This window comes from Streptomyces sp. NPDC012637, assembly GCF_042954805.1.
GTDB lineage: Bacteria > Actinomycetota > Actinomycetes > Streptomycetales > Streptomycetaceae > Streptomyces.
Genome location: NZ_JBIBDS010000004.1, coordinates 657,310 through 679,966, shown reverse-complemented (window position 1 = coordinate 679,966; position 22,657 = coordinate 657,310). Strand labels below are relative to the sequence as shown.

The 22,657-nt window shown below is 72.3% G+C and carries 19 protein-coding genes and 3 tRNA genes; 9 read left to right on the top strand and 13 right to left on the bottom strand.

Annotation, left to right across the window (positions count from 1 at the left end; translation table 11 throughout):
* Positions 1-14 precede the first annotated feature (14 nt).
* Positions 15-848 (bottom strand): hypothetical protein, encoded by an 834-nt coding sequence (locus ACFY8W_RS20180; RefSeq protein WP_391106703.1) that lies wholly within the window; start codon positions 846-848, stop codon positions 15-17.
* Between the two features lie 153 nt (positions 849-1,001).
* On the opposite strand from ACFY8W_RS20180, the gene ACFY8W_RS20175 reads away from it, so the two are divergent.
* Both ACFY8W_RS20175 and ACFY8W_RS20170 read left to right on the top strand, forming a co-directional pair.
* The gene (locus tag ACFY8W_RS20175) at positions 1,002-2,090 is read left to right on the top strand and encodes a Glu/Leu/Phe/Val dehydrogenase dimerization domain-containing protein (RefSeq protein WP_391106701.1); all 1,089 of its coding nucleotides are present in this window, start codon (positions 1,002-1,004) and stop codon (positions 2,088-2,090) included.
* A gap of 288 nt (positions 2,091-2,378) precedes the next feature.
* Positions 2,379-2,633 carry a DUF3073 domain-containing protein gene (locus ACFY8W_RS20170; RefSeq protein ID WP_356068407.1) on the top strand — a complete coding sequence of 85 codons (255 nt, stop codon included), beginning with the start codon at positions 2,379-2,381 and terminating at the stop codon, positions 2,631-2,633.
* Positions 2,634-2,803: 170 nt separating this feature from the next.
* Here the strand turns inward: ACFY8W_RS20170 and purM are convergent, their stop codons facing one another.
* Both purM and purF read right to left on the bottom strand, forming a co-directional pair.
* Complete coding sequence (gene purM, locus ACFY8W_RS20165; RefSeq protein WP_391106698.1) at positions 2,804-3,886, bottom strand: phosphoribosylformylglycinamidine cyclo-ligase; 1,083 nt, start codon at positions 3,884-3,886, stop codon at positions 2,804-2,806.
* A 74-nt stretch (positions 3,887-3,960) separates the two neighbouring features.
* Positions 3,961-5,487, bottom strand: a complete 1,527-nt coding sequence (gene purF, locus ACFY8W_RS20160) for an amidophosphoribosyltransferase (protein ID WP_391106695.1) — start codon at positions 5,485-5,487, stop codon at positions 3,961-3,963.
* 276 nt (positions 5,488-5,763) lie between these two features.
* Here purF and ACFY8W_RS20155 point away from each other — a divergent pair, with 276 nt between their 5' ends.
* Entirely contained in the window at positions 5,764-5,862 is a 99-nt protein-coding gene (locus tag ACFY8W_RS20155) for a putative leader peptide (protein ID WP_391106692.1), read from the top strand.
* Between the two features lie 167 nt (positions 5,863-6,029).
* Positions 6,030-7,484, top strand: coding sequence for a sulfatase-like hydrolase/transferase (locus ACFY8W_RS20150; RefSeq protein ID WP_391106689.1), 1,455 nt, complete (start codon positions 6,030-6,032; stop codon positions 7,482-7,484).
* Here the strand turns inward: ACFY8W_RS20150 and ACFY8W_RS20145 are convergent.
* Together ACFY8W_RS20145 and ACFY8W_RS20140 are read right to left on the bottom strand one after the other, a co-directional pair.
* Positions 7,481-8,305, bottom strand: a complete 825-nt coding sequence (locus ACFY8W_RS20145; protein WP_391106688.1) for an META domain-containing protein — start codon at positions 8,303-8,305, stop codon at positions 7,481-7,483. The two genes, ACFY8W_RS20150 and ACFY8W_RS20145, sit on opposite strands and share 4 nt — an antisense overlap.
* A 50-nt stretch (positions 8,306-8,355) precedes the next feature.
* A complete protein-coding gene (locus ACFY8W_RS20140) occupies positions 8,356-9,147 on the bottom strand; it encodes a sterol carrier family protein (protein WP_391106685.1) in 792 nt (263 codons plus the stop codon).
* A gap of 66 nt (positions 9,148-9,213) precedes the next feature.
* Between ACFY8W_RS20140 and ACFY8W_RS20135 the strand changes: the two genes are divergently transcribed.
* The gene (locus tag ACFY8W_RS20135) at positions 9,214-9,624 is read left to right on the top strand and encodes a nuclear transport factor 2 family protein (RefSeq protein WP_391106682.1); all 411 of its coding nucleotides are present in this window, start codon (positions 9,214-9,216) and stop codon (positions 9,622-9,624) included.
* Positions 9,625-9,682: 58 nt separating this feature from the next.
* On the opposite strand, the gene purL is transcribed toward ACFY8W_RS20135, so the two are convergent.
* Genes purL through purS form a run of 3 tightly spaced genes read right to left on the bottom strand, consistent with a single transcriptional unit; the run spans position 9,683 to position 12,854 of the window.
* Complete coding sequence (gene purL, locus ACFY8W_RS20130; RefSeq protein ID WP_391106679.1) at positions 9,683-11,932, bottom strand: phosphoribosylformylglycinamidine synthase subunit PurL; 2,250 nt, start codon at positions 11,930-11,932, stop codon at positions 9,683-9,685.
* Positions 11,932-12,612 carry a phosphoribosylformylglycinamidine synthase subunit PurQ gene (gene purQ, locus ACFY8W_RS20125; RefSeq protein WP_391106676.1) on the bottom strand — a complete coding sequence of 227 codons (681 nt, stop codon included), beginning with the start codon at positions 12,610-12,612 and terminating at the stop codon, positions 11,932-11,934. The genes purL and purQ overlap by 1 nt, the downstream gene beginning before the upstream one ends.
* Positions 12,609-12,854 carry a phosphoribosylformylglycinamidine synthase subunit PurS gene (gene purS, locus ACFY8W_RS20120; protein WP_009996980.1) on the bottom strand — a complete coding sequence of 82 codons (246 nt, stop codon included), beginning with the start codon at positions 12,852-12,854 and terminating at the stop codon, positions 12,609-12,611. The genes purQ and purS overlap by 4 nt, the downstream gene beginning before the upstream one ends.
* A 327-nt stretch (positions 12,855-13,181) precedes the next feature.
* Between purS and ACFY8W_RS20115 the strand changes: the two genes are divergently transcribed.
* From ACFY8W_RS20115 to ACFY8W_RS20100, 4 genes are all read left to right on the top strand, one after another.
* Positions 13,182-13,538, top strand: a complete 357-nt coding sequence (locus tag ACFY8W_RS20115; RefSeq protein WP_391106674.1) for a histone-like nucleoid-structuring protein Lsr2 — start codon at positions 13,182-13,184, stop codon at positions 13,536-13,538.
* A gap of 109 nt (positions 13,539-13,647) precedes the next feature.
* A tRNA-Gly gene (locus ACFY8W_RS20110) sits at positions 13,648-13,719 on the top strand.
* 80 nt (positions 13,720-13,799) lie between these two features.
* Positions 13,800-13,872, top strand: a tRNA-Gly gene (locus tag ACFY8W_RS20105).
* 149 nt (positions 13,873-14,021) lie between these two features.
* Positions 14,022-14,097, top strand: a tRNA-Gly gene (locus ACFY8W_RS20100).
* A 43-nt stretch (positions 14,098-14,140) separates the two neighbouring features.
* Here the strand turns inward: ACFY8W_RS20100 and ACFY8W_RS20095 are convergent.
* From ACFY8W_RS20095 to ACFY8W_RS20075, 5 genes are all read right to left on the bottom strand, one after another.
* The gene (locus tag ACFY8W_RS20095) at positions 14,141-15,052 is read right to left on the bottom strand and encodes a phosphoribosylaminoimidazolesuccinocarboxamide synthase (RefSeq protein ID WP_391106671.1); all 912 of its coding nucleotides are present in this window, start codon (positions 15,050-15,052) and stop codon (positions 14,141-14,143) included.
* A gap of 114 nt (positions 15,053-15,166) precedes the next feature.
* A complete protein-coding gene (locus tag ACFY8W_RS20090) occupies positions 15,167-16,627 on the bottom strand; it encodes a N,N-dimethylformamidase beta subunit family domain-containing protein (RefSeq protein WP_391106669.1) in 1,461 nt (486 codons plus the stop codon).
* Positions 16,628-16,837: 210 nt separating this feature from the next.
* Positions 16,838-18,970 carry a hypothetical protein gene (locus tag ACFY8W_RS20085; RefSeq protein ID WP_391106666.1) on the bottom strand — a complete coding sequence of 711 codons (2,133 nt, stop codon included), beginning with the start codon at positions 18,968-18,970 and terminating at the stop codon, positions 16,838-16,840.
* Positions 18,971-19,218: 248 nt separating this feature from the next.
* Positions 19,219-20,469 (bottom strand): phosphoribosylamine--glycine ligase, encoded by a 1,251-nt coding sequence (gene purD / locus ACFY8W_RS20080; RefSeq protein ID WP_391106663.1) that lies wholly within the window; start codon positions 20,467-20,469, stop codon positions 19,219-19,221.
* A gap of 61 nt (positions 20,470-20,530) precedes the next feature.
* Positions 20,531-22,654, bottom strand: coding sequence for a DNA polymerase III subunit gamma and tau (locus ACFY8W_RS20075; RefSeq protein ID WP_391106661.1), 2,124 nt, complete (start codon positions 22,652-22,654; stop codon positions 20,531-20,533).
* Positions 22,655-22,657 lie beyond the last annotated feature (3 nt).

Here is a 22,657-nt window from a genome sequence, read left to right as displayed (position 1 = left end):
GCTGTTGGGTGGGGTTACATGCGGCGGGGGCCCCCCCCCCGCCCCCCCCCCCCGCCCCCCCCCCCCCCCGCCCCGCGCCCCCCCCCCCCCCCCCCCCCCGCCCGGTCGGCCGCCAGCGCCTCCGCCGAGAGCACGTGCACCAGGCCCCCGTAGTCCAGCTCCACGAGCGCCCGCGGATGGAACTCCTCCAGCCAGCGCCCCACCTCGACCAGGCTCTCGGTCATCGGACCCTCGGCGATCGCCCCGCGCAGCGTCCGCAGCGCCCGTGCGAGCCGCCGCCGCGCCTGCACCATCGGCGTCCGGTAACGGAACACCGGCCGTGCCCGGCGCCCGCCGGGCCCTCCCGCCCGGGCCGGCTCCCCGGGCTCGTACTCCCGCTCCTCGTCCGAGAAGAGCGCGAACCAGGCCGGGGGCACCCGCCACACCGCGCCGCGGATCCACGGCCGCGCGTCCGGGTTCCGCTCCAGCCACCGCTCGTGGTCCGACACCGCCTGCTCCCGCACCACCGGCGGCAGCATCGCGTCCAGGACCGGAGCCGGCAGCGTCCCGGCCACCAGCTCCCGCATCGCCAGCCAGGCGCGCAGCCGGGTCCGCCAGGGACAGACCAGGACCACTCCGTCCACCGTCGCCACGAACGCGTCCGCGCTCTCGTGCACGGGCACCGGGACCGGCGGCACCGGCACCAAGTCGGCCAGCGAGCGGCGCAGTTCGTCCTGCGCGCCCGGGACGTCGGCACGGCGCGCGTAGCGGGCCCAGTGGCCCCGCTCCGGCTCCTGGAACGCGGCCAGCGGCTCGTACACCCGCAGATACGCGGCATAGGGGACGAGCACCGAGGAGGGGACCGACATGTCGCGAATCCTTCCACGCCCGTACTCCGCGAGGGGGTGATCCTCGGCACTGCTTCCCTGCTACGGCCAGGTAGGACTTACCCTGCTCCCGACCTGGTCCCACCCCCACCCGCAGGGGGGACCTTCCGCCGCTTCGTTTTGGGAGTCACCACCGTGACCGATGTGACCGGCGTTCCTGATGTACTGCACACCCTGTTCCACTCGGAGCAGGGCGGCCACGAGCAGATCGTGCTGTGCCAGGACCGCGCCACCGGCCTCAAGGCCGTCATCGCCCTCCACAACACCGCCCTGGGCCCCGCCCTCGGCGGCACCCGCTTCTACCCGTACGCCACCGAGGCCGAGGCGATCGCCGACGCGCTCAACCTCTCCCGCGGCATGTCGTACAAGAACGCCATGGCCGGCCTCGACCACGGCGGCGGCAAGGCCGTCATCATCGGCGACCCGGAGAAGATCAAGAGCGAGGAACTGCTCCTCGCCTACGGACGCTTCGTCGCCTCCCTCGGCGGCCGCTACGTCACGGCCTGCGACGTCGGCACCTACGTCGCCGACATGGACGTCGTCGCCCGGACCAACCAGTGGACGACCGGTCGCTCGCCCGAGAACGGCGGCGCCGGCGACTCCTCCGTCCTCACCGCCTTCGGCGTCTTCCAGGGCATGCGCGCCTCCGCGCAGCACCTCTGGGGCGACCCCACGCTCCGCGGCCGCAAGGTGGGCGTCGCGGGCGTCGGCAAGGTCGGCCACTACCTGGTCGAGCACCTGGTCGCCGACGGCGCCGAGGTCGTGATCACCGACGTCCGCGAGGAGTCGGTGCGCCGGATCACCGAGAAGTTCCCGCAGGTCACCGTCGCCGCCGACACCGACGCCCTGATCCGCACCGAGGGTCTGGACGTCTACGCCCCGTGCGCCCTGGGCGGCGCGCTGAGCGAGGAGACCGTGCCGTTCCTCACCGCGGCCATCGTCTGCGGCGCGGCCAACAACCAGCTGGCCCACCCCGGCATCGAGAAGGACCTCGTGGAGCGCGGCATCCTCTACGCGCCCGACTACGTGGTCAACGCCGGCGGCGTGATCCAGGTCGCCGACGAGCTCCACGGCTTCGACTTCGACCGCTGCAAGGCCAAGGCGACGAAGATCTTCGACACCACCCTCGAGATCTTCGCACGTGCGAAGTCCGACGGGATTCCGCCGGCCGCCGCGGCCGACCGGATCGCCGAGCAGCGCATGGCCGAGGCGCGCGGGGCCTGAGGTTGACAGGGACGGTCCGCCGATCGGCGAGTGATTCGCGAGACTTCGCTCACGCCGATCGGCGGGTCGGACCTCAAGAAGAGGTTAAAATCGCGATTGACCAGCGAGGACAGGGCACCTCCATGGTTCTGTACCGGGGTATGTGATGCGCGCGGCGTACCGTAGACCGACGGAAACAGGTACCGTTGAAGCCCTACGGACCGGTCTCTCTTCGAGAGTCCGTTTCGGATCATGAACGCGTGTCAAGACTCTGGGGCCAGAGAGCCCCGTCACCGAGGGGGTCGAGCCATGGGGCGCGGCCGGGCAAAGGCCAAGCAGACCAAGGTCGCCCGCCAGCTGAAGTACAGCAGCGGCGGGACTGACCTGTCGCGTCTGGCCAGCGAGCTGGGCGCATCGACTTCGAGCCAGCCGCCGAATGGCGAGCCGTTCGAGGACGACGACGAGGAAGACGACCCGTACGCGCAGTACGCGGATCTCTACAACACGGACGACGAGGACGAGGACGACGAGTCCGGTCCGGCGTCCACTCAGCGTCGCGCTTGACCTTCTGAACAACGAAACCCGGTCCGGGGTACCCGGACCGGGTTTCTGCGCTGTCCGGACCCGCCGAGCGGCGGCACGGCGCCGTACGGGGCGCTGCTGACGCAGGGCCTTCGGCGGAAACGACGAAGGAGCACCCCTGCGGGGAGTGCTCCTTCGTGGCTTCCCACCCTTTACTGCTTCGCGTAGTCGCCGATCAGCTCCGCGCCGGTCGTCCGCTCGCCGCGCTCGGTGATCTCACCGGCGACCCAGGACTCGACGCCACGGTCGGCCAGGGTCGTGAGGGCCGCGTCCACGGAGTCGGCCGGGACCACGGCCATCATGCCGACGCCCATGTTCAGGGTCTTCTCCAGCTCCAGGCGCTCGACCCGGCCGGCCTTGCCGACGAGGTCGAAGACGGCGCCGGGGGCCCAGGTCGAGCGGTCCACGACGGCGTGCAGGCCGTCCGGGATCACCCGGGCCAGGTTGGCCGCGAGGCCACCGCCCGTGATGTGGCTGAAGGCGTGCACCTCGGTGGTCCGGGTGAGTGCCAGGCAGTCCAGCGAGTAGATCTTGGTGGGCTCCAGGAGCTCCTCGCCCAGGGTCCGGCCGAACTCCTCGACCTGCTGGTCGAGGGTCATGCCGGCCCGGTCGAAGACCACGTGGCGGACGAGCGAGTACCCGTTGGAGTGAAGACCCGAGGACGCCATGGCGATGACGGCGTCACCCGTACGGATGCGATCCGCGCCGAGCAGCCGGTCGTGCTCCACGACGCCGGTGCCCGCGCCGGCGACGTCGAAGTCGTCCGGTCCGAGCAGTCCGGGGTGCTCGGCGGTCTCGCCGCCGACCAGGGCGCAGCCGGCCAGGACGCAGCCCTCCGCGATGCCCTTGACGATGGCGGCGACCCGCTCGGGGTGGACCTTGCCGACGCAGATGTAGTCGGTCATGAAGAGCGGCTCGGCGCCGCAGACGACGATGTCGTCCATGACCATGGCGACCAGGTCGTGGCCGATGGTGTCGTACACGCCCATCTGGCGGGCGATGTCGACCTTCGTGCCGACGCCGTCGGTGGCCGAGGCGAGCAGCGGACGCTCGTAGCGCTTGAGGGCGGAGGCGTCGAAGAGGCCGGCGAACCCGCCGAGGCCGCCGAGGACCTCGGGGCGCTGCGTCTTCTTCACCCACTCCTTCATGAGCTCGACGGCGCGGTCGCCCGCTTCGATGTCGACGCCCGCGCTCGCGTAGCTGGCGCCGCCTCCGGCAGTGGGGGACTGAGACATGGCTTCAGAGCTTTCGTGTCGTCGTACTGCTCGTACCGCTCGCGCCGCAGGTGGCGGCGCGAGCGGCGGGGGTCTTACGGGCGGCGCAGGGCGTCGGCGGCCGCGGTGGCGGCCGGGCCGGCGGCCAGCTCGGTCTCCAGGAGCTGCTTGCCGAGGAGCTCCGGGTCCGGAAGCTCCATGGGGTACTCGCCGTCGAAGCAGGCGCGGCACAGGTTGGGCTTCTGGATGGTGGTCGCCTCGATCATCCCGTCGAGCGAGATGTACGAGAGCGAGTCCGCACCGAGCGACTTGCCGATCTCCTCGACCGACATGCCGTTGGCGATCAGCTCCGCGCGGGTGGCGAAGTCGATGCCGAAGAAGCAGGGCCACTTCACCGGCGGGGAGGAGATCCGGATGTGGACCTCGGCGGCGCCGGCCTCGCGGAGCATCCGGACCAGCGCGCGCTGGGTGTTGCCGCGGACGATCGAGTCGTCGACGACCACCAGGCGCTTGCCCTTGATGACTTCCTTGAGGGGGTTCAGCTTCAGCCGGATGCCCAGCTGGCGGATGGTCTGCGAGGGCTGGATGAAGGTCCGGCCGACGTAGGCGTTCTTGACCAGGCCGGCGCCGAACGGGATGCCGGAGGCCTCCGCGTAGCCGATCGCGGCCGGGGTGCCGGACTCCGGCGTCGCTATCACCAGGTCGGCCTCGACAGGGGCCTCCTTGGCGAGCCGGCGGCCCATCTCCACGCGGGAGAGGTACACGTTCCGGCCGGCGATGTCGGTGTCGGGGCGGGCCAGGTACACGTACTCGAAGACACAGCCCTTGGGCTTCGCTTCCGCGAATCGCGAGGTGCGGATGCCGTTCTCGTCGATGGCGATCAGCTCGCCGGGCTCGACCTCGCGGACGAAGGTCGCGCCGCAGATGTCGAGGGCGGCGCTCTCGGAGGCGACGACCCAGCCGCGCTCGAGACGGCCGAGCACCAGCGGGCGGATGCCCTGCGGGTCACGGGCCGCGTAGAGGGTGTGCTCGTCCATGAAGACGAGGGAGAAGGCGCCCCGGACGTCGGGGAGGACCTTCGCGGCGGCCTGCTCGATGGTGAGCGGCGTGCCGTCCTCGGCCACCTGGCCCGCGAGCAGCGCGGTGACCAGGTCGGTGTCGTTGGTGGCGGCGACCCGGTTGGTGCGGCCCTCCTTCTTGGGGAGGTCGGCGACCATCTCGGCCAGCTGGGCTGTGTTCACCAGGTTGCCGTTGTGGCCGAGCGCGATCGAGCCGTGGGCAGTCGCCCGGAAGGTCGGCTGGGCGTTCTCCCACACGGAGGCACCAGTGGTCGAGTAGCGGGCGTGACCGACCGCGATATGACCCTGGAGGGAACCGAGAGAAGTCTCGTCGAAGACCTGGGACACGAGGCCCATGTCCTTGAAGACGAGGATCTGGGAGCCGTTGCTTACCGCGATTCCCGCGGATTCCTGGCCCCGATGCTGGAGGGCGTAGAGCCCGAAGTACGAGAGCTTTGCGACCTCTTCACCCGGAGCCCAGACACCGAAGACGCCACAAGCGTCCTGGGGGCCTTTCTCACCGGGGAGCAGATCGTGATTGAGTCGACCGTCTCCGCGTGGCACGCCACCGAGTGTAGGCGAGATCGACCATCGGTCCGAATTCGCGGACGGGGCGTGATAGGCCCTCCGACCTGGTCGTAGGATCCCACGAACTGATCCTTGGATCCTTGTCGGAGCCCACAAAGCAGGGCCCGCAAGGGTTACCGGCCGGTAGCCAAGATCGGGGCCGTACCGAGCGGACGCTCGTACGGTACGGGGCGAACGGTCGGGATGTGACGGAGTCCACGGTGCGGGACGGTCGTTGACACCTCCGGCGGCCCTCCGCCAGGCTTCTTGATCATGCAGCCCGTGAGCGACCTCGACCTCTCGGTCACCCTTGTGGCGCGCCGGCACGTGGACCTGGCCCGTGTCGCGAGCGCGATCTGTCGCCGCGTCTGAATCCTGCTCCGCGCCCGGCCTGCCCGCTTCCTCGGCCCCGGGCCTTCCCGCCGCCCCGCGCGGTCACGTCACGCCGGCTTCCTCCGGCGTCCCACGCCGGCTTCCTCCGGCGTCCCACGCCGGCTTCCCTCCGGCGTCCCACGCTGCAGTCCCACCAGGAGACCCGTATGTCCACGCCCCTGTCCCGGCGCGCCCTCGGCGGTGCCGCCGTCGGCGCCGCCGCCGGAGTCGCCCTCGGCGCCACGGCGCCCACCGCCTCCGCCGCTCCCTCTGTCTCTGCCTCCGCCTCTGCCTCTGCCTCTGCCGAGGAGCGGCCGTTCCGCGCCGCCGCCGGCCGCCACTCCCAGCGGCCCAACATCCTCTTCATCCTCGGCGACGACCTCGGCTGGGCCGACCTCTCCTCCTACGGCTCCCCGCACATCCGCACCCCGCACCTGGACCGGCTCGCGCGCCAGGGCGTCAGGTTCACGAACGCCTACTCCGGCTCCGCGACCTGCTCCCCCACCCGGTTCAGCCTCTACACCGGCCGCTACCCGGGCCGCACCAAGGGCGGACTCGCCGAACCCATCGCCGACAAGTCCGTCGGCCTGGAGCCCACCCACCCCACGCTCGCCTCCCGGCTCCGCGACGCCGGCTACACCACCGCGCTCATCGGCAAGTGGCACTGCGGCTACCTGCCCGACTACTCCCCCACCCGCTCCGGATGGGACGAGTTCTTCGGCAACTTCGGCGGCGCCCTGGAGTACTACTCCAAGCTCGGCCTCGGCGGCGAGTACGACCTCTACGAGGGCGACGCCGAGTACAAGGACCTGCGCTACTACACCCGCATCCTCACCGAGCGGGCGAGCGAGTACGTGGGCCGCGACCACGACCGGCCCTTCCTCCTCAACCTGAACTTCACCACCCCGCACTGGCCCTGGATCGCCGACGGCGACGAGGAGGCGAGCGCCGAGATCGTCCGGCGGATCAAGGCCGGCGACCGCTCCGCCCTGTGGCACCAGGACGGCGGCTCCATAGCCAAGTACAAGGAGATGGTCGAGGACCTCGACCGCTCCGTCGGCACGGTCCTCGCCGCGCTCAGGCGGGCGGGCCGGGAGCGCGACACCCTCGTCTTCTTCGGCAGCGACAACGGCGGCGAACGCTTCTCCTACAACTGGCCGCTCGCCGGCAACAAGGGCTCCCTCCAGGAGGGCGGCATCCGCGTCCCGTCGATCCTGCGCTGGCCCGCCCGGATCGACGGCGGCCAGGTGAGCGACCTGCCCGTCTTCTCCCCCGACTGGACCGCCACGCTCCTCGAACTGGGCGGCGCCCGCCCTCACCCGGCCTACCCGCTCGACGGCACCAGCCTCGCCGGACACCTCCTGCGCGGCGAGGACGTCCCCGAGCGCGACCTGTTCTGGCGGGTGCGCGGGGAGCGGGCGCTGCGCCGCGGCGACTGGAAGTACTACCGGGGCAGGAGCGGCCGCGACCAGCTGTTCAACCTCGCGGACGACGCCCGTGAGCAGGCCGACCGGGCCCCGTACGAGAAGGCACGGCTCGCCGAGCTGAAGGCTTCCTGGGAACGCACGGACGCCGGTCTCCTCCCCTACGGGAGCCAGGGTCTCCTCCCTTCCGGGAGCTAGCCCTTCACCTCTCCGGCCTGCGCCGTGAAGCCCTGGCCGTCCGCGTCCGTGACGGTCAGGGTGCGGTGGTCGAGCCGGTAGGTGAGGGGGCCGTCGAGGGCGTCGTACAGCTTGGTCTCCAGGTCCATCTCCGGACCCGTGCAGATCATCCGGGTCGTCGAGACCGCGCCCAGCGTGATGGTCCTGCCGGAGATCTCGGCCGGGGCGGTGACCCGGTTGCAGCCGAGGCTGCCGGTGAGCCGGCCGTCCTTGCCGAAGGTCAGCTTCGCCTTGCCCTCGGAGCCCGCCGGGAGCGAGGCCGCGGTCCCGCCGTCGAGCAGGGCGTCCACCGTCCACGCCGTGCCGACGAGCGGGACGCCGGACTCGGCGGTCAGCTCCATGCTCCGGCGCCCGTCGGGCGAGGTCAGCGTGAGTCCCTTCGCCACGACCTTGCCCTTGAGCTCGCCGCTGAAGGCCTGGAGCAGGGTCCGCTCGAAGCGCTCGCGGTCGCCGGGGCAGCCGATCGTGGTGACCTCGTGCGTGGAGACGGTGAGGGTGTCGCCGTTCACGGCGACGGCGGCCCCGAAGTTGTTGCAGCCGCTGTGGCCCTGCGCGCGGCCGTTCTCCTCGATCTCCAGGCGCGCGCCCGGCGGCGCCACGGACCGGGTGCCGTCGACCGTGACCGCGGCGATCGTCCAGTGGCCGCCGGCCACGGGCAGGTCGGGGGTGTCCGGCTGCGCACCGGCCCCCGGGCCGGTGCCTCCCTCCGCGCCGCACGCGGCGAGCAGGGCGACGAGAGCGGTGACGGCGGCGGCGGTGAGTACGCGCGGCTTCTGCTGCATGCCGATGGGACGGGCGGCCCCGCGAGACGGTTCCGCCGGGCCGCCGCCCGTCAGGCCATCAGCGGCAGCAGCCCGGACAGGTCGGCCCGCTCCCCGCTGGCGCTGACCCGTGCCGCGTCCAGCTCCGCCGCCCAGTCGGTCCGCCCGGTCGCGAGCCGGATCCAGGTCAGCGGGTCCGTCTCCACCACGTTGGGCGGGGTGCCGCGGGTGTGCCGCGGGCCCTCGACGCACTGCACCACGGCGAACGGCGGGACCCGCATCTCCACCGCCCCGCCGGGGGCCTTCTCGGCGAGGGCGTCGGCGAGCAGCCGGGTGCAGGCGGCGAGCGCCTGCCGGTCGAGGGGAACGTCCAGGCCCGCGGCCCGGTTCAGGTCGTCGGTGTGCGCGACGAGTTCGACGGTGCGGGTGACGAGGAAGTCACCGAGCCTCATGGGACCGATCCACAGGTCGAGCACCCGGTCGTCGTCGTGGGCGGCGAGCGCCCCCGCGAGCCGGCTGCCGGCCCGCTCGTACAGCTCGGGCAGCGGCGCTCCGGTGAGCGTCTCGCGGGCCGCGTCGGCGATCTTCCCCGAGAGCTCGACGGTGGTGAAGGGCCACTGGTGCGGAAGGAGCTCGCCCTTGGCGGCCGGCGGGCGGTCGAGGGACCCGGCCAACGAGTCCGCGATCCACGCGACGTGCGCGGCGAGGTCGGCCACCGTCCACGCCCCCAGTCCCGTCGGCCGCTCCAGCTGACCGGGCGCCAGCCCGGTCACGGCGTCGGCGACGTGCCCGAACTGGGCGAGTACGGCGGCCCGGATCTTCGCGGAGTCGTAGCTGCGGGTGCGCTTCTTGGCAGGTGGCATGCGCCGAGGCTAGCCCCGAGACTGAAGTAAGGGGGATCTGCCCTCACGAAAGGCAGTGACGGGACCATGACCCATCACGAGCACCCCGACGCCGCCCTGGTGCGCCAGGGCTACGAAGCGTTCGCCAAGGGTGACATGGAGACTCTCGGTGCCTTGCTGACCAGCGACTGCACCCACCACTCGCCCGGCAGCACCCGGTTCGGCGGGCACTTCAAAGGCCGGGACAACGTCCTCGCCCACTACGGGGACATCTTCGAGTACACCGGCGGCTCCATGCGCATCGAACTCGAAGGCGTCTTTCCCGACGGGCGCGGACACGTGATCTCGACCCACAAGTGGTACGGCGAACACGGCGACCGGGGAATCGAGATGAGAGGCGGCCTCTTCTTCACCCTCGTCGGAGGGAAGGCCACCGACATCGACGAATGCGTCGAGGACATCGAGGAGATGGACGCCTTCCTCACCCTGGACGACTGACCACAGCGCGGAGCCCCCGCCCGGGAAGGGGCGGGGGCTCACGCACCGGCATCCGGGATCAGGCCAGCAGGCCGGGGATCGTCGCCTCGTGCACGGCGCGCAGCTCCTCCAGGGAGGCGCTGAACTCGCCCTGCACCTCGACCGCGTCGCCGTCGACGACACCGATCCGGGTCGCCGGCAGACCCCGCGCACCGCACATGTCGGTGAAGCGGAGCTCCTCGCTGCGCGGGACGGCCACGACCGCGCGGCCGGCCGACTCGCTGAAGAGGAAGGTGAACGCGTCCAGGCCCTCCGGGACGACCAGGCGCGCGCCGTTGCCGCCGCGCAGGCAGGACTCGACGACCGCCTGGACCAGTCCGCCGTCGGACAGGTCGTGGGCCGCGTCGATCATGCCGTCGCGGGAGGCCGAGATCAGGATCTCGCCGAGCAGCTTCTCCCGGTCGAGGTCCACGGCCGGCGGCATGCCGCCGAGGTGCTGGTGGATCACCTCGGACCACGCCGAGCCGCCGAACTCCTCCTTGGTGTCGCCCAGCAGGTAGAGGAGCTGGCCCTCTTCCGCGAAGGCGATCGGGGTGCGGCGGTTGACGTCGTCGATCACACCCAGGACGGCCACGACGGGCGTCGGGTGGATGGCCACGTCACCGGTCTGGTTGTACAGCGACACGTTGCCGCCGGTGACCGGGGTGCCCAGCTGCAGGCAGCCGTCCGCGAGACCACGGGTGGCCTCGGCGAACTGCCACATCACGGCCGGGTCCTCGGGCGAACCGAAGTTCAGGCAGTCCGAGATCGCCAGCGGCTTGGCGCCGGAGGCGGCGACGTTGCGGTACGCCTCCGCCAGCGCGAGCTGCGCACCGGTGTACGGGTCGAGCTTGGCGTACCGGCCGTTGCCGTCGGTCGCCATGGCGACGCCCAGGTTCGACTCCTCGTCGATCCGGACCATGCCGGCGTCCTCGGGCTGGGCGAGCACGGTGTTGCCCTGCACGAAGCGGTCGTACTGGTCGGTGATCCACGCCTTGGAGGCCTGGTTCGGGGAGCCGACCAGCTTCAGGACCTGGTCCTTCAGCTCGGCGCCGTCCTGCGGGCGGGCCAGCTTGCCGGCGTCGTCGGCCTGGAGGGCGTCCTGCCACTCCGGGCGCTCGTACGGCCGGTGGTAGGTCGGGCCCTCGTGGGCGACGGTGCCCGGAGGCACGTCCACGATGAGCTCGCCGTGCCAGTAGATCTCCAGGTGGTCGCCGTCCGTGACCTCACCGATGACGGTGGCGGTGACGTCCCACTTCTCGCAGATCTCCATGAAGCGGTCGACGTGCTGCGGCTCGACGATCGCGCACATGCGCTCCTGCGACTCGCTCATGAGGATCTCCTCGGGCGAGAGCGTCGCGTCGCGCAGCGGCACGGTGTCGAGCTCGACCCGCATGCCGCCGGAACCGGCGGAGGCCAGCTCGGAGGTGGCGCAGGACAGGCCGGCGCCGCCGAGGTCCTGGATGCCGGCGACCAGCTTCTCCTTGAAGATCTCCAGGGTGCACTCGATGAGGAGCTTCTCCTGGAACGGGTCGCCGACCTGGACCGCCGGGCGCTTGGTCGGCTTGGTGTCGTCGAAGGTCTCGGACGCGAGGACCGAGACGCCGCCGATGCCGTCGCCGCCGGTGCGGGCGCCGTAGAGGATGACCTTGTTGCCGGGGCCGGAGGCCTTGGCGAGGTGGATGTCCTCGTGCTTCATGACGCCGATGCAGCCGGCGTTGACCAGCGGGTTGCCCTGGTAGCAGGAGTCGAAGACGACCTCGCCGCCGATGTTGGGCAGGCCCAGGCAGTTGCCGTAGCCGCCGATGCCGGCGACGACACCGGGCAGCACGCGCTTGGTGTCGGGGTGGTCGGCGGCGCCGAAGCGCAGCGGGTCGACCACGGCGACCGGGCGGGCACCCATGGCGAGGATGTCGCGGACGATGCCGCCGACGCCGGTGGCCGCGCCCTGGTAGGGCTCGATGTAGCTCGGGTGGTTGTGCGACTCGACCTTGAAGGTGACCGCGTAGCCCTGGCCGACGTCGACGACGCCCGCGTTCTCGCCGATGCCGACGAGCATGGCGTCGTTCTCGGGGGCCTTCTCGCCGAACTGCTTCAGGTGGACCTTGCTGCTCTTGTACGAGCAGTGCTCGGACCACATGACGGAGTACATGGCGAGCTCGGCGCCGGTGGGACGGCGGCCGAGGATCTCGCGGATGCGCGCGTACTCGTCCTGCTTGAGGCCGAGCTCCTTCCAGGGCTGCTCGCTGTCCGGCGTCTCGCTCGCGTGCTTGACGGTGTCGAGGCTCATCAGGCGTTGACCAGCTTCTTGAGGATCGAGGTGAAGAAACCGAGTCCGTCGGTCTTGCCGGTGCCGACCAGCGGCTCGACGGCGTGCTCGGGGTGCGGCATGAGGCCGACGACGTTGCCCGCGGCGTTGGTGATGCCCGCGATGTCGCGCAGCGAGCCGTTGGGGTTCATGTCCAGGTAGCGGAAGGCCACCCGCCCCTCGGCCTCCAGCTCGTCGAGCGTGCGCTCGTCGGCGACGTACCGGCCGTCCATGTTCTTGAGCGGGACCTCGATCTCCTGGCCCTGGGTGTAGTCCGAGGTCCAGGCGGTCTCCGCGTTCTCCACCCGCAGCTTCTGGTCGCGGCAGATGAAGTGCAGGTGGTTGTTGCGCAGCATGGCGCCCGGCAGCAGATGGGCTTCCGTGAGGATCTGGAAGCCGTTGCAGATGCCGAGGACGGGCATGCCCGCCTTCGCCTGCTCGATGATCGTCTCCATCACCGGCGAGAAGCGGGAGATGGCTCCGGCCCGCAGGTAGTCGCCGTAGGAGAAGCCGCCCGCGAGGACCACCGCGTCGACCTGCTTGAGGTCCTTGTCGCGGTGCCACAGCGAGACGGGTTCGGCGCCCGCGAGGCGGGCGGCGCGCAGCGCGTCCCGGTCGTCGAGCGTTCCGGGGAACGTGACGACGCCGATGCGTGCGGTCACGACTCCACCTTCACGATGAAGTCTTCGATCACGGTGTTGGCAAGGAAGGTTTCGGCCATCTCATGGATGCGGGCGAGGGCGGCCTCGTCGACCGGCCCCTCCACCTCCAGCTCGAAGCGCTTCCCCTGGCGGACGTCGGCGATCCCGTCGAACCCGAGGCGGGGCAGTGCACGCTGCACCGCCTGTCCCTGCGGGTCGAGGATCTCCGGCTTGAGCATGACGTCGACTACGACGCGTGCCACTGGCACTCCCGGTGGTGTGTTGCGTGGGCGGTTCCCTCAGCGTACCTGCCTCCAAAATCTACGCGAGTAGAAGTCTGAAGGATCCTACAAAGAGCACCGAAACACCACGCCGGTTAATTCAAGCGGAATACTGCCCGCCACTGCCCGACGGCCGTGACACGCGGAAACAATTGCCTGGGCTTCACAATGCGACACCCGTCGCTGTACAAAGGAATACAGAGGAACGCAATTTTGCCCCCGGATGGCCGTCGTATCGGCATCGCTGCACGTCAGGGCGGTGCCCATTCCTCAGACGACACGGCGATCCGCAGGAAAGGACCGATATCCGTGGCTCAGCGTGTGGTGGTCACTCTCTTCGACGACATCGACGGCGGAGAAGCGGCGGAAACGGTCGCGTTCGGCCTGGACGGGAAGATGTACGAGATCGACCTGAATCCCGCCAATGCAAAGAAACTGCGCAAGGTCCTCGCCCCCTACCTGGCCGCGGGCCGGAAAGTAAGTGCCGCAGGTCACAAGACGGGTCAGAAGACGGCCGCCAGGCCCGCGCCGGACTCCTTCACCCACACCGCGCTCGCCCCGGACCCCGCAGCGGTCCGCGCCTGGGCCCAGTCCAACAAGCTGGAGGTCCCCGCCCGCGGCCGGATCCCCAAGCGCATCTACGAGGCCTTCCTCGCCGCGAGCTGAGCCGCCGGCCCGGCGAAGCGGAACCGGATTTGCGCTGCACCCCCCATGATCCGCTAGAGTCTGGATCACGCCGAGGGGCGAGGCCGCAAAGCCGGATCCCACGCAGCGTGCGGGTGTAGTTCAGTAGCAGAACAGCCCCCTTCCAGGGGGAAGGCGCAGTGTGCAATTCCTGTCACCCGCTCTGCATCACGGTTACCGGCCACTCCGGTGGATCAGGTACAGTGGTGCTCGCACCGCCCGGTGAAAGCCGGTCGGAGGCATGCGGACGTGGCTCAGTTGGTAGAGCATCACCTTGCCAAGGTGAGGGTCGCGAGTTCGAATCTCGTCGTCCGCTCAGGGAGCGAAGGCCCCGGTTCTCAGGAACCGGGGCCTTCGTCGTGTCCCCGCTCACGGGGTGTGGTGACGGCCACAGGCCGCGGGCCGGGAAACCGCGTCATTCGCCCCCGGAATCCTGTGTATAGTTAGCAGCGCGCTACGGCGCATGCGGACGTGGCTCAGTTGGTAGAGCATCACCTTGCCAAGGTGAGGGTCGCGAGTTCGAATCTCGTCGTCCGCTCCATGAAGAAGCCCCCGGTCGATCCGACCGGGGGCTTTCTCGTTCCTCAGGACCAGCGGTTGCCGGTGAGGAGCTCGTACGCCTCGACGTACTTGGCGCGCGTCCTCTCCACGACCTCCTGCGGCAGCGCCGGCGGCGGCTGCTCGCTCTTGCGGTCCCAGCCGGAGGCCGGCGAGGTCAGCCAGTCCCGCACGAACTGCTTGTCGTACGAGGGCTGGGCGCGGCCCGGCTGCCACTGGTCGGCCGGCCAGAAGCGGGAGGAGTCCGGGGTGAGGACCTCGTCGGCGAGGACCAGGCGCTCGCCCTCCGGGGAGGACTCGAAGCCGAACTCGAACTTGGTGTCGGCCAGGATGATCCCGCGCTCACGGGCGATGTCCCGGGCCCGGCCGTAGACGGCGAGGGTCGTCTGGCGCAGCAGGGCGGCCGTCTCCGCGCCGACCTGGCGGGCCACCTCCTCGTACGGGACGTTCTCGTCGTGGTCGCCGACGGCGGCCTTCGTCGCCGGGGTGAAGATCGGCGCGGGCAGCTCGGAGCCGTCGGTGAGGCCCTCGGGCAGCGCGAGGCCGCAGACGGTGCGGGACTCCTCGTACTCGACCAGGCCGGAGCCGGTGAGATAGCCGCGGGCCACGCACTCGACCGGGACCATGTTCAGGGACTTGCAGATCAGCGTGCGGCCGGCCCAGTCGGCGGGCGCGCCGGCCGGGAGCTCGGTCGACAGGACGTGGTTCGGGGCCAGGTCGGCGAGCCGGTCGAACCACCAGAGCGAGAGCTGGGTGAGCACCCGGCCCTTGTCGGGGATCTCCGTGGGCAGCACCCAGTCGTACGCGGACATGCGGTCGCTCGCCACCATGACGAGGTCGCCCGCCTCGTTGCGGTACAGGTCGCGGACCTTGCCCGTGTGGAGATGGGTGAGGCCCGGGACCTGGACGGGTTCGGGCTTTTCTACGAATCCGGACACGGTTCCTCCGCGTAGGTTGATCCAGGAGCGTGTCCGATTCTCCCTCACCGGGACACGGATCCGGTCGCCGGGCCCTGTGACGCCCCGCGCAGTCCGTCTGCCGGGCCCCTCGGCTCAGTCCCTCTTGCAGATGCGGTCGAGCAGGTTCGCGGTGGCGCGCTGCACCCGGGCGTCCACATGGCCGGGCCGGTCGAGCGCCGGCGACCAGGCGAAGGTGCCCGAGGCGAACACCCAGGCGCCGGACGGGGCCCGGTAGAGGCTCGTCTCCTGGTGCCGCCGCACGCCCTCGCTGTCCCGGTAGGGCGAGTGGGCGAGCAGGATGCGGCCCTGGTGCTCGGGCAGCGCCGTCCGCGGGAAGTAGCGGTCGGCCTCACCCGCGACCAGGCCCGGGATCTCGTCGCCCTCGCCCGCGCCGGTGGCCTCCCAGAGCCAGTGGTCCGCGTTCCGTACGACCAGCGGGTGCGGTTCGGGCACCCGGCCCGCGTACTGGATGCCGAGCAGCTGCTGCTCGGGCCGGTCGACCTCGCGCCAGAGCGCCGGGCGGCCCGGGCCGCGGCGCTTGCGGCAGGTGAGGAGCCGGTCCGGGGAGCCGGACGGCGAGGGCGCCAGGTCCACCTGCCAGTACATGGTGTTGGCGGACAGGAAGACGAGTGAGGTCCCCTGGGCGCGGGCGAGCTCGACGGTCCGGCGCATGGGGACCGACCAGTACTCGTCGTGGCCGGGGAAGACCAGGCCCCGGTAGCGGCTGGGGTCCACCCGGCCGGCGTGCAGGTCACGGGTCTCCGCGTACGCCAGGTCGTAGCCGTAGCGCTCGGCCCAGCGGATGAAGTCGTAGGCGTGCCCGACGTGCAGCGGCAGGCCCGCGCCCGCGTACGGGCGGTCGAAGGAGACGGTCACGGCGGCCTCCTCCTCGCCGAGCAGCCGGCCCTCCTCGTCCCAGGCGTGGTAGAGGCTGGCGCCCGTGCGACCGTCCTCCGGATAGAGGTTGTACGCCTGCCACGTCACGTCCGGCAGTACGAGCAGCAGGTCCGCCGGGTGGCCGTCGCGGACCGTGAACGGGATGTGGGAGCGGTAGCCGTCGGCCGTGGTGAGCACGGCGACGTACGCGCCGATCGACCAGTAGGAAGGGACCTGCAGGCGCCAGGACTGCCACCAGTGGTGACAGGAGACGGTCCGGTCGGCGGTCAGCGGCGCCGGCTGGACGATCCCGGAGAGCCGCGGACTGGTGGTGATCTTGGCGGCGCCGTCCCCGCCGTAGTGCCCGATGCGGTAGATGTCGACCGAGAACTGCTGAGGCGGGTCCACCGTGATGTGGAAATCGATCGCCTCGCCGGGCGCCACCGCAGTGCCGGACGCGAAGCCCTTGATCTGGCCGCGCACGTCGTCGGCGGTGCGGGGGCCGCCGCCACCGCCGCGCGCCAGGGTCTCGTCCGCGTACCACGGCACCATCTGACCGGTGTCGTCGAAATAGTTCTCGGAGCCGCGGAGCCAGGGCAGCGGGCCCTGGCCGAAGGGATCCGAGACGGCGTGGGCGAGCGCGCCCGACTCCCACCGCCTGATCTGCTCCGCCCCCATGTCGCGCCCTCCCTCGACTCCCCCGGTCGCCTGTTCGCCTGGTCGGCTGGTCAGTGCCTCTGGTTGCTGCCTGCTGATGGTGCCTCTGTCAGTGCCGGTCTCCAGCACATCACATAACGCACCCACTCCGTCACCGTTCGTCGTGAATTGGCGAGAGTGGAAGACGGCCCTCCGGGTGGGGAAGGGTGGCGGAGGCGGCGCGCGCCGCCGTCACAGGAGGCGGACGGGCTTCTCGGGGCGGACCCCGGTCCTCGTCAGCCAGGCGCGCAGCGGCCGCGGGTCGCCGTCCTCGACGAGGCACAGCACGGCGGGCGTGAGATCCGTGCTCCGCTCGCCCCGTACGAACAGGGCCGGGCCGTCCAGCCAGTCGAGGCCCGGCGCCGCGTCCGCCGAGTCCACCGCGGCGCAGCAGACCATCGCGGCCACGTGGTCGGCGAGCAGGTCGCGACCGGTGCGGGGCGGCTGGAGCGGGAACAGCGGCAGCGGCCCGTCGGGCCCCTCGGCGGCCGGCGCGGCCGGTCGCAGCCCCTCCTCCCGGGCCGTCTGCGCGGTGAGCGCGGCGGCCAGGGCGTCGGCGGCTTCGGTGACGGGGGCGGGGTCGGGGTCGGAGGCGAGGTCGGGGTGCTCCGGGTGGCCGGGGTGCTCCGAGTGGTCGAGGTGCTCCGGGTGGCCGGGGTGCTCCGGGTGGCCGGGGTGCTCCGAGTGGCCGGGGTGCTCCGAGTGGTCGAGGTGCTCCGGGTGGCCGGGGTGCTCCGGGTGGTCGGGGCGGGCCGCGAGGGTCTCAGCGGGGTTCTCGCCGGGGTACTCGGCGGAGTGCTTGGCGGGGGCTTCCGCCGGGGCGGGCGCCTCGGCTGTGGCTCCGTCCGCGGTGGCTCCGTCCGCGGTGGCTCCGTCCGCGGTGGCTGCCACCGGAGATTCCGCAGATTCCGCGCGGGCTTGCCCGGGGGCTTCTCCGGGGGCTCCTCCCGACAGGCGGGTCGTCTCGGGCGTGGCCGTGCTGACGCTCGTGCCTGCGCTCGTGCCTGCGCTCGTGCCCGTGTCCGTGCCCGTGTTCGTGGGCTCGGTCGTGGGCTCGGTCGTGGGCTCGGTCGTGAGGTGGGCCATGATCCGGGCGAGGGTCGGGGCGTCGGCGGCGGCGCCGGACGGCGTGGGCCCCGGCGGGGTGCTGAGACCCAGCCGGTCCAGGACCTGGTGGAGGCGGGCCGCGTCGGCGCGCCACTTGCGGTCGACGACCTCCTCCGCGTACTCGCTCCACTCCACCGGGGCCCAGTCCGGGCTCGGCCCGGCCGGGGCGCCGTGGAAGAGACGGGCGGCGAGCAGCGAGGCCGCCTCGTCGACCGCGCCCGGCTCCTCCAGGAGGTCGCACGCGGGCCGCTCGCCGAGCCGCGAGGCGAAGCCGTCGGCGAGCCGGTCGCGGCGGGACAGTTCGGTCAGCGCCGAGACCACGCCCGCGTCGAGACGCGCGGGCCAGCGGCCCATCCGCCAGGCGGGCAGCGCGACCCGGGTGAGCAGCCGGTCCCAGCCCGCGTAGGCCAGCCCGACCTGCTCCTGGGCGACGATCCGCACCCCGTAGTCCACGGCCTGGGCGCGCTCGGAGCCGGCCGCGGCGACGCCGCGCTCCATTTCGGCGGCGTGGCCGCGGCAGCCCTTCAGCATGATCCCGGCCAGCCGTCCGACGCCCAGCGCGCCGAGCCTGCGGACCGGGTCGAGGCCGGGACGCCGGGGCACGGCGACGGCCGCGTCGAGACCGCGGACGAAGCGGCGGGCGGCCGCTATGTCGGGGTTGGCCGCCGGTCCCGTGCCGGCGACGACCGGGGCGAGGACCGCGCGCAGCTCGCCGACCCGCATCCACCAGAGGAAGGGCGAGCCGATCACGAGGACGGGCGCCTCGTCGGCGGCGTGCCGGCGGTGCGTGGGGTGGGAGCGGTCCTCGAGCCAGCTGTCGCAGTCGGGCGTCAGCGCTATCGCGGAGGGCGCGGGGACGCCGAGCCGGTCGGCGAGGTCGCGCACCAGACGGTAGAGATCGGGGGCCGCGCTCTCGGCGAGCTCGACCGTCGGCGTCACGGCCGGCTCCGAGCGGGCGACGACCGTCGCGACGGCCGCCGCGACGAGCAGCACGACCACGGCGAGGACGGTCACCACCCAGCGGGCGGCGTCCCAGCCGGGGCCGGTCATATGGCCGGTGACCCCGCCCGCGTACAGGACGACGGCGACGGCGGCGGGAAGCACCGCGAGGCCGAGTGCCCTGCCGCGCACGCGGAGCACCGCGAGGGCCCGGGCGCGCGCGGCGCGCGCGCCGAGCTCGTCGCCGGCCGCTGAACCCGTACCGGTCACGCCGTACATCACCCCCTCCTGCCCTGGTCGGGACTGCCCGTGGCGGTGTTGGTCACTCCCCCACTGTGGCACCCGTCACTGACATCGCAATGTCGGTGGGCCAAGTGCCGGAACGCTTTCGCCGCACCCTAGTTGGGGCTTCGGCGGGCGTCATCCGGATGGGCGAGCCGTCACCCGATGGAATGGCTTTGGGCAAAGGTGATGACGGTGGCGCGGCCGTGCGGTTCACTGCGCGGCCGCGCCTCCTGGCGCCGCGCTCAGGCCCCGGAGGCCTTCAGCGCGATGTCCGTACGGTGCTGCGAGCCGTCAAGACGGATGCGGCCGACCGCCGCGTAGGCACGCTCGCGCGCCTCGGCCAGGTCCGTTCCGGTGGCGGTGACCGAGAGGACCCGGCCGCCCGCGCTCAGGACGGCGTCGCCGTCCCGCTTCGTACCGGCGTGGAGCACGTACGCGTGCGGCGCGTCCTGCTCCGCGACCTCGGCCAGACCCTCGATCGGGTCACCGGTGCGCGGGGTGCCCGGGTAGTTGTGCGAGGCGACCACCACGGTGACGGCGGCGTCGTCGCGCCAGGTGAGCGGGGCCTGGTCGGCGAGGGTGCCGTTGGCGGCGTTCAGGAAGACGCCGGCCAGCGGGGTCCTGAGGCGGGCCAGCACGACCTGGGTCTCCGGGTCGCCGAAGCGCGCGTTGAACTCGATGACCCGGACGCCCCGGCTGGTGAGCGCGAGACCCGCGTACAGCAGGCCGGAGAACGGGGTGCCGCGGCGGCGCAGCTCGTCGACCGTCGGCAGGAGGACGGTCTCCATGACCTCGTCGACCAGCTTGGGGTCGGCCCACGGCAGCGGCGAGTAGGCGCCCATGCCACCGGTGTTCGGGCCCTCGTCGCCGTCGAGCGCGCGCTTGAAGTCCTGCGCGGGCTGCAGCGGGAGGACGGTGACGCCGTCGGTGATGGCGAAGAGGGAGACCTCGGGGCCGTCCAGGTACTCCTCGATGACGACGCGGTCGCAGGCGAGGGCGTGCGCCCGGGCCTGCTCCAGGTCGTCGGTCACCACGACGCCCTTGCCGGCCGCGAGACCGTCGTCCTTGACGACGTACGGAGCGCCGAAGGCGTCGAGCGCCTCGTCGATCTCCTCCGGCGTGGTGCAGACGTAGCTGCGGGCGGTGGGCACGCCGGCCGCGGCCATGACGTCCTTGGCGAAGGCCTTGGAGCCCTCCAGCTGGGCGGCCTCCCGGGAGGGGCCGAAGACCGGGATGCCGGCCGCGCGGACGGCGTCGGCGACACCCGCGACGAGCGGGGCCTCCGGGCCGACGACGACGAGCTCGGCGCCGAGCTCGGTCGCGAGCGCGGCGACCGCGGCGCCGTCGAGCTGGTCGACGGGGTGGAGCTCGGCGACCTCGGCGATTCCGGCGTTGCCGGGCGCACAGTGCAGAGCGGTGACGTCGGGATCGAGGGAGAGGGAGCGGCACAGGGCGTGTTCGCGGGCGCCGCCGCCGATGACGAGGACCTTCACGCCAGCCAGGGTAGCCCGCGGGCGCCCGTGGTCTTTGTGCGGGCCGCTGAGCGAGACGCCCCTACTCGTTCGTGTATTCCTCCAGGACGGTCGCGCCGAGCTCGCGCACGATCAGCTCGTGCCCGGACAGCGCGGAGTCCACGAGGTCCGGGTCGTCCTCCTCCGGCACGTCGTCCTCGGGCGCGACCGGAGGCGGCGCCTGCGGCGTGTGCGCCGGGGCGGGGGCCTGCTGCACGGGCGGCCGCGGCTGTACGGGCGCGGGGGCCGGAGCCTGCGGCTGTACGGGCGCGGGCGCGGAGGCCTGCGGCGCCGGGGCCGGGGCGAACGCCGGGGCAGGGGCGGGCGCGGGCGGACGGCCGCCGAAGCCACCGGCGGCGGGCGGCGGGCTGGCGCCGCCCGACGGGTCGATGATCGCCTCGATCCGCCAGTGCACGTTGAACTGCTCGGCCAGGGCCGCCTTCAGGACGTCCTCGCTGCCGCTGCTCGCGAAGTTGTCGCGGGCGCCGGCGTTGAGGAAGCCGAGCTGGAGGGTGGTGCCGTCGAAGCCGGCGACCTGCGCGTTCTGCGAGAGCAGGATCCAGGTGAAGCGGCGCCTTCCCTTGACCGCCTCGAGGATCTGCGGCCACATGTTGCGCACCTGGGCGGCGCCCGCGGCCATGCCGCCCGAGGCGGCGGCAGCCGGGGCCTGCGGGGCGGCCGGAGCCGCGGCCTGCGGGACCGCGGGGGCCTGGGCCTGCTGCGGCGCGGGCGCCGAAGCGCCGGGCCAGGCACCGGGCGCGCCACTGCCGGGCCGGGCGGCACCGGGCCAGGCACCGGGCCGCGGGGCGTCGGCGGCGGGAGCCGATGGCTGTACGGGCGCGGGGGCCGGGGCCTGCGGGGCCGGAGCCTGCTGGACGGGCTGGGGCGGGAACGGGGGCTGGGGCTGCGCCGGAGCGGGCGGCGGGACGTGCGCCTCGGCACCGGGCACGTACCCCATCTGCGGCGCGGGCGACGTGGTCGTGAAGACGGCGGCGGGCGGGGCCGCGGCGGCCCCGCGCTCCAGCCGGTCGAGGCGCGCCTGCATCGACCGCTCGTCGTCGAAGGCGGCGGGCAGCAGCACGCGCGCGCAGATCAGCTCCAACTGGAGCCGCGGCGAGGTCGCGCCGCGCATCTCGGTGAGACCGGTGTTGACCAGGTCCGCGGCCCGGCTGAGCTCGGCGGCCCCGAACACGGAGGCCTGCGCCTGCATGCGCTCGATGACGTCGACCGGCGCGTCGACCAGGCCCTTCTCGGCGGCGTCGGGGACGGCCGCCAGGATCACGAGGTCGCGCAGCCGCTCCAGGAGGTCGGCGACGAAGCGGCGCGGGTCGTTGCCGCCCTCGATCACCCGGTCCACGACCTCGAAGGCGGCGGCGCCGTCGCCGGCGGCGAAGGCGTCCACGACCGAATCGAGCAGGGACCCGTCCGTATAGCCGAGCAGGGAGGTCGCCATGGCGTACGTCACACCGTCGTCGGCGGCGCCTGCGAGCAGCTGGTCCATCACGGACATCGAGTCACGCACCGACCCGGCACCGGCCCGCACGACCAGCGGCAGCACCCCGTCCTCGACGGGGATGCCCTCGCGGCCGCAGACCTCGCCCAGGTACTCCCGCAGGGTCCCGGGCGGCACGAGCCGGAAGGGGTAGTGGTGCGTGCGCGACCGGATGGTGCCGATGACCTTCTCGGGCTCGGTCGTCGCGAAGATGAACTTCAGGTGCTCCGGCGGCTCCTCGACCACCTTCAGCAGGGCGTTGAAGCCCGCCGAGGTGACCATGTGCGCCTCGTCGATGATGTAGATCTTGTAGCGGCTGGAGGCGGGCCCGAAGAACGCCTTCTCGCGCAGGTCGCGCGCGTCGTCCACACCACCGTGGGACGCCGCGTCGATCTCGATGACGTCGATCGACCCCGGCCCGTTCCGCGCGAGGTCCCGGCAGGACTGGCACTCGCCGCAGGGCGTGGGCGTGGGACCCTTCTCACAGTTCAGGCACCGCGCGAGGATCCGCGCACTGGTCGTCTTGCCGCAGCCGCGGGGCCCGCTGAACAGGTACGCGTGATTGACCCGGTTGTTCCGCAGCGCCTGCTGCAGCGGGTCGGTGACATGCTCCTGCCCGATGACCTCGGCGAAGGACTCGGGGCGGTAGCGGCGGTACAGCGCGAGAGACGACACGTA

Bases quoted from the DNA above. Each gene is read 5' to 3' on its own strand.
- ACFY8W_RS20150 (WP_391106689.1), top strand. From the start codon at position 6,030: ATGTCCACGCCCCTGTCCCGGCGCGCCCTCGGCGGTGCCGCCGTCGGC.
- purM (WP_391106698.1), bottom strand. From the start codon at position 3,886: ATGTCTCAGTCCCCCACTGCCGGAGGCGGCGCCAGCTACGCGAGCGCG.
- purL (WP_391106679.1), bottom strand. From the start codon at position 11,932: ATGAGCCTCGACACCGTCAAGCACGCGAGCGAGACGCCGGACAGCGAG.
- ACFY8W_RS20090 (WP_391106669.1), bottom strand. From the start codon at position 16,627: ATGGGGGCGGAGCAGATCAGGCGGTGGGAGTCGGGCGCGCTCGCCCAC.
- ACFY8W_RS20145 (WP_391106688.1), bottom strand. From the start codon at position 8,305: ATGCAGCAGAAGCCGCGCGTACTCACCGCCGCCGCCGTCACCGCTCTC.
- ACFY8W_RS20135 (WP_391106682.1), top strand. From the start codon at position 9,214: ATGACCCATCACGAGCACCCCGACGCCGCCCTGGTGCGCCAGGGCTAC.
- ACFY8W_RS20085 (WP_391106666.1), bottom strand. From the start codon at position 18,970: ATGTACGGCGTGACCGGTACGGGTTCAGCGGCCGGCGACGAGCTCGGC.
- ACFY8W_RS20180 (WP_391106703.1), bottom strand. From the start codon at position 848: ATGTCGGTCCCCTCCTCGGTGCTCGTCCCCTATGCCGCGTATCTGCGG.
- ACFY8W_RS20140 (WP_391106685.1), bottom strand. From the start codon at position 9,147: ATGCCACCTGCCAAGAAGCGCACCCGCAGCTACGACTCCGCGAAGATC.
- ACFY8W_RS20155 (WP_391106692.1), top strand. From the start codon at position 5,764: ATGCAGCCCGTGAGCGACCTCGACCTCTCGGTCACCCTTGTGGCGCGC.
- ACFY8W_RS20170 (WP_356068407.1), top strand. From the start codon at position 2,379: ATGGGGCGCGGCCGGGCAAAGGCCAAGCAGACCAAGGTCGCCCGCCAG.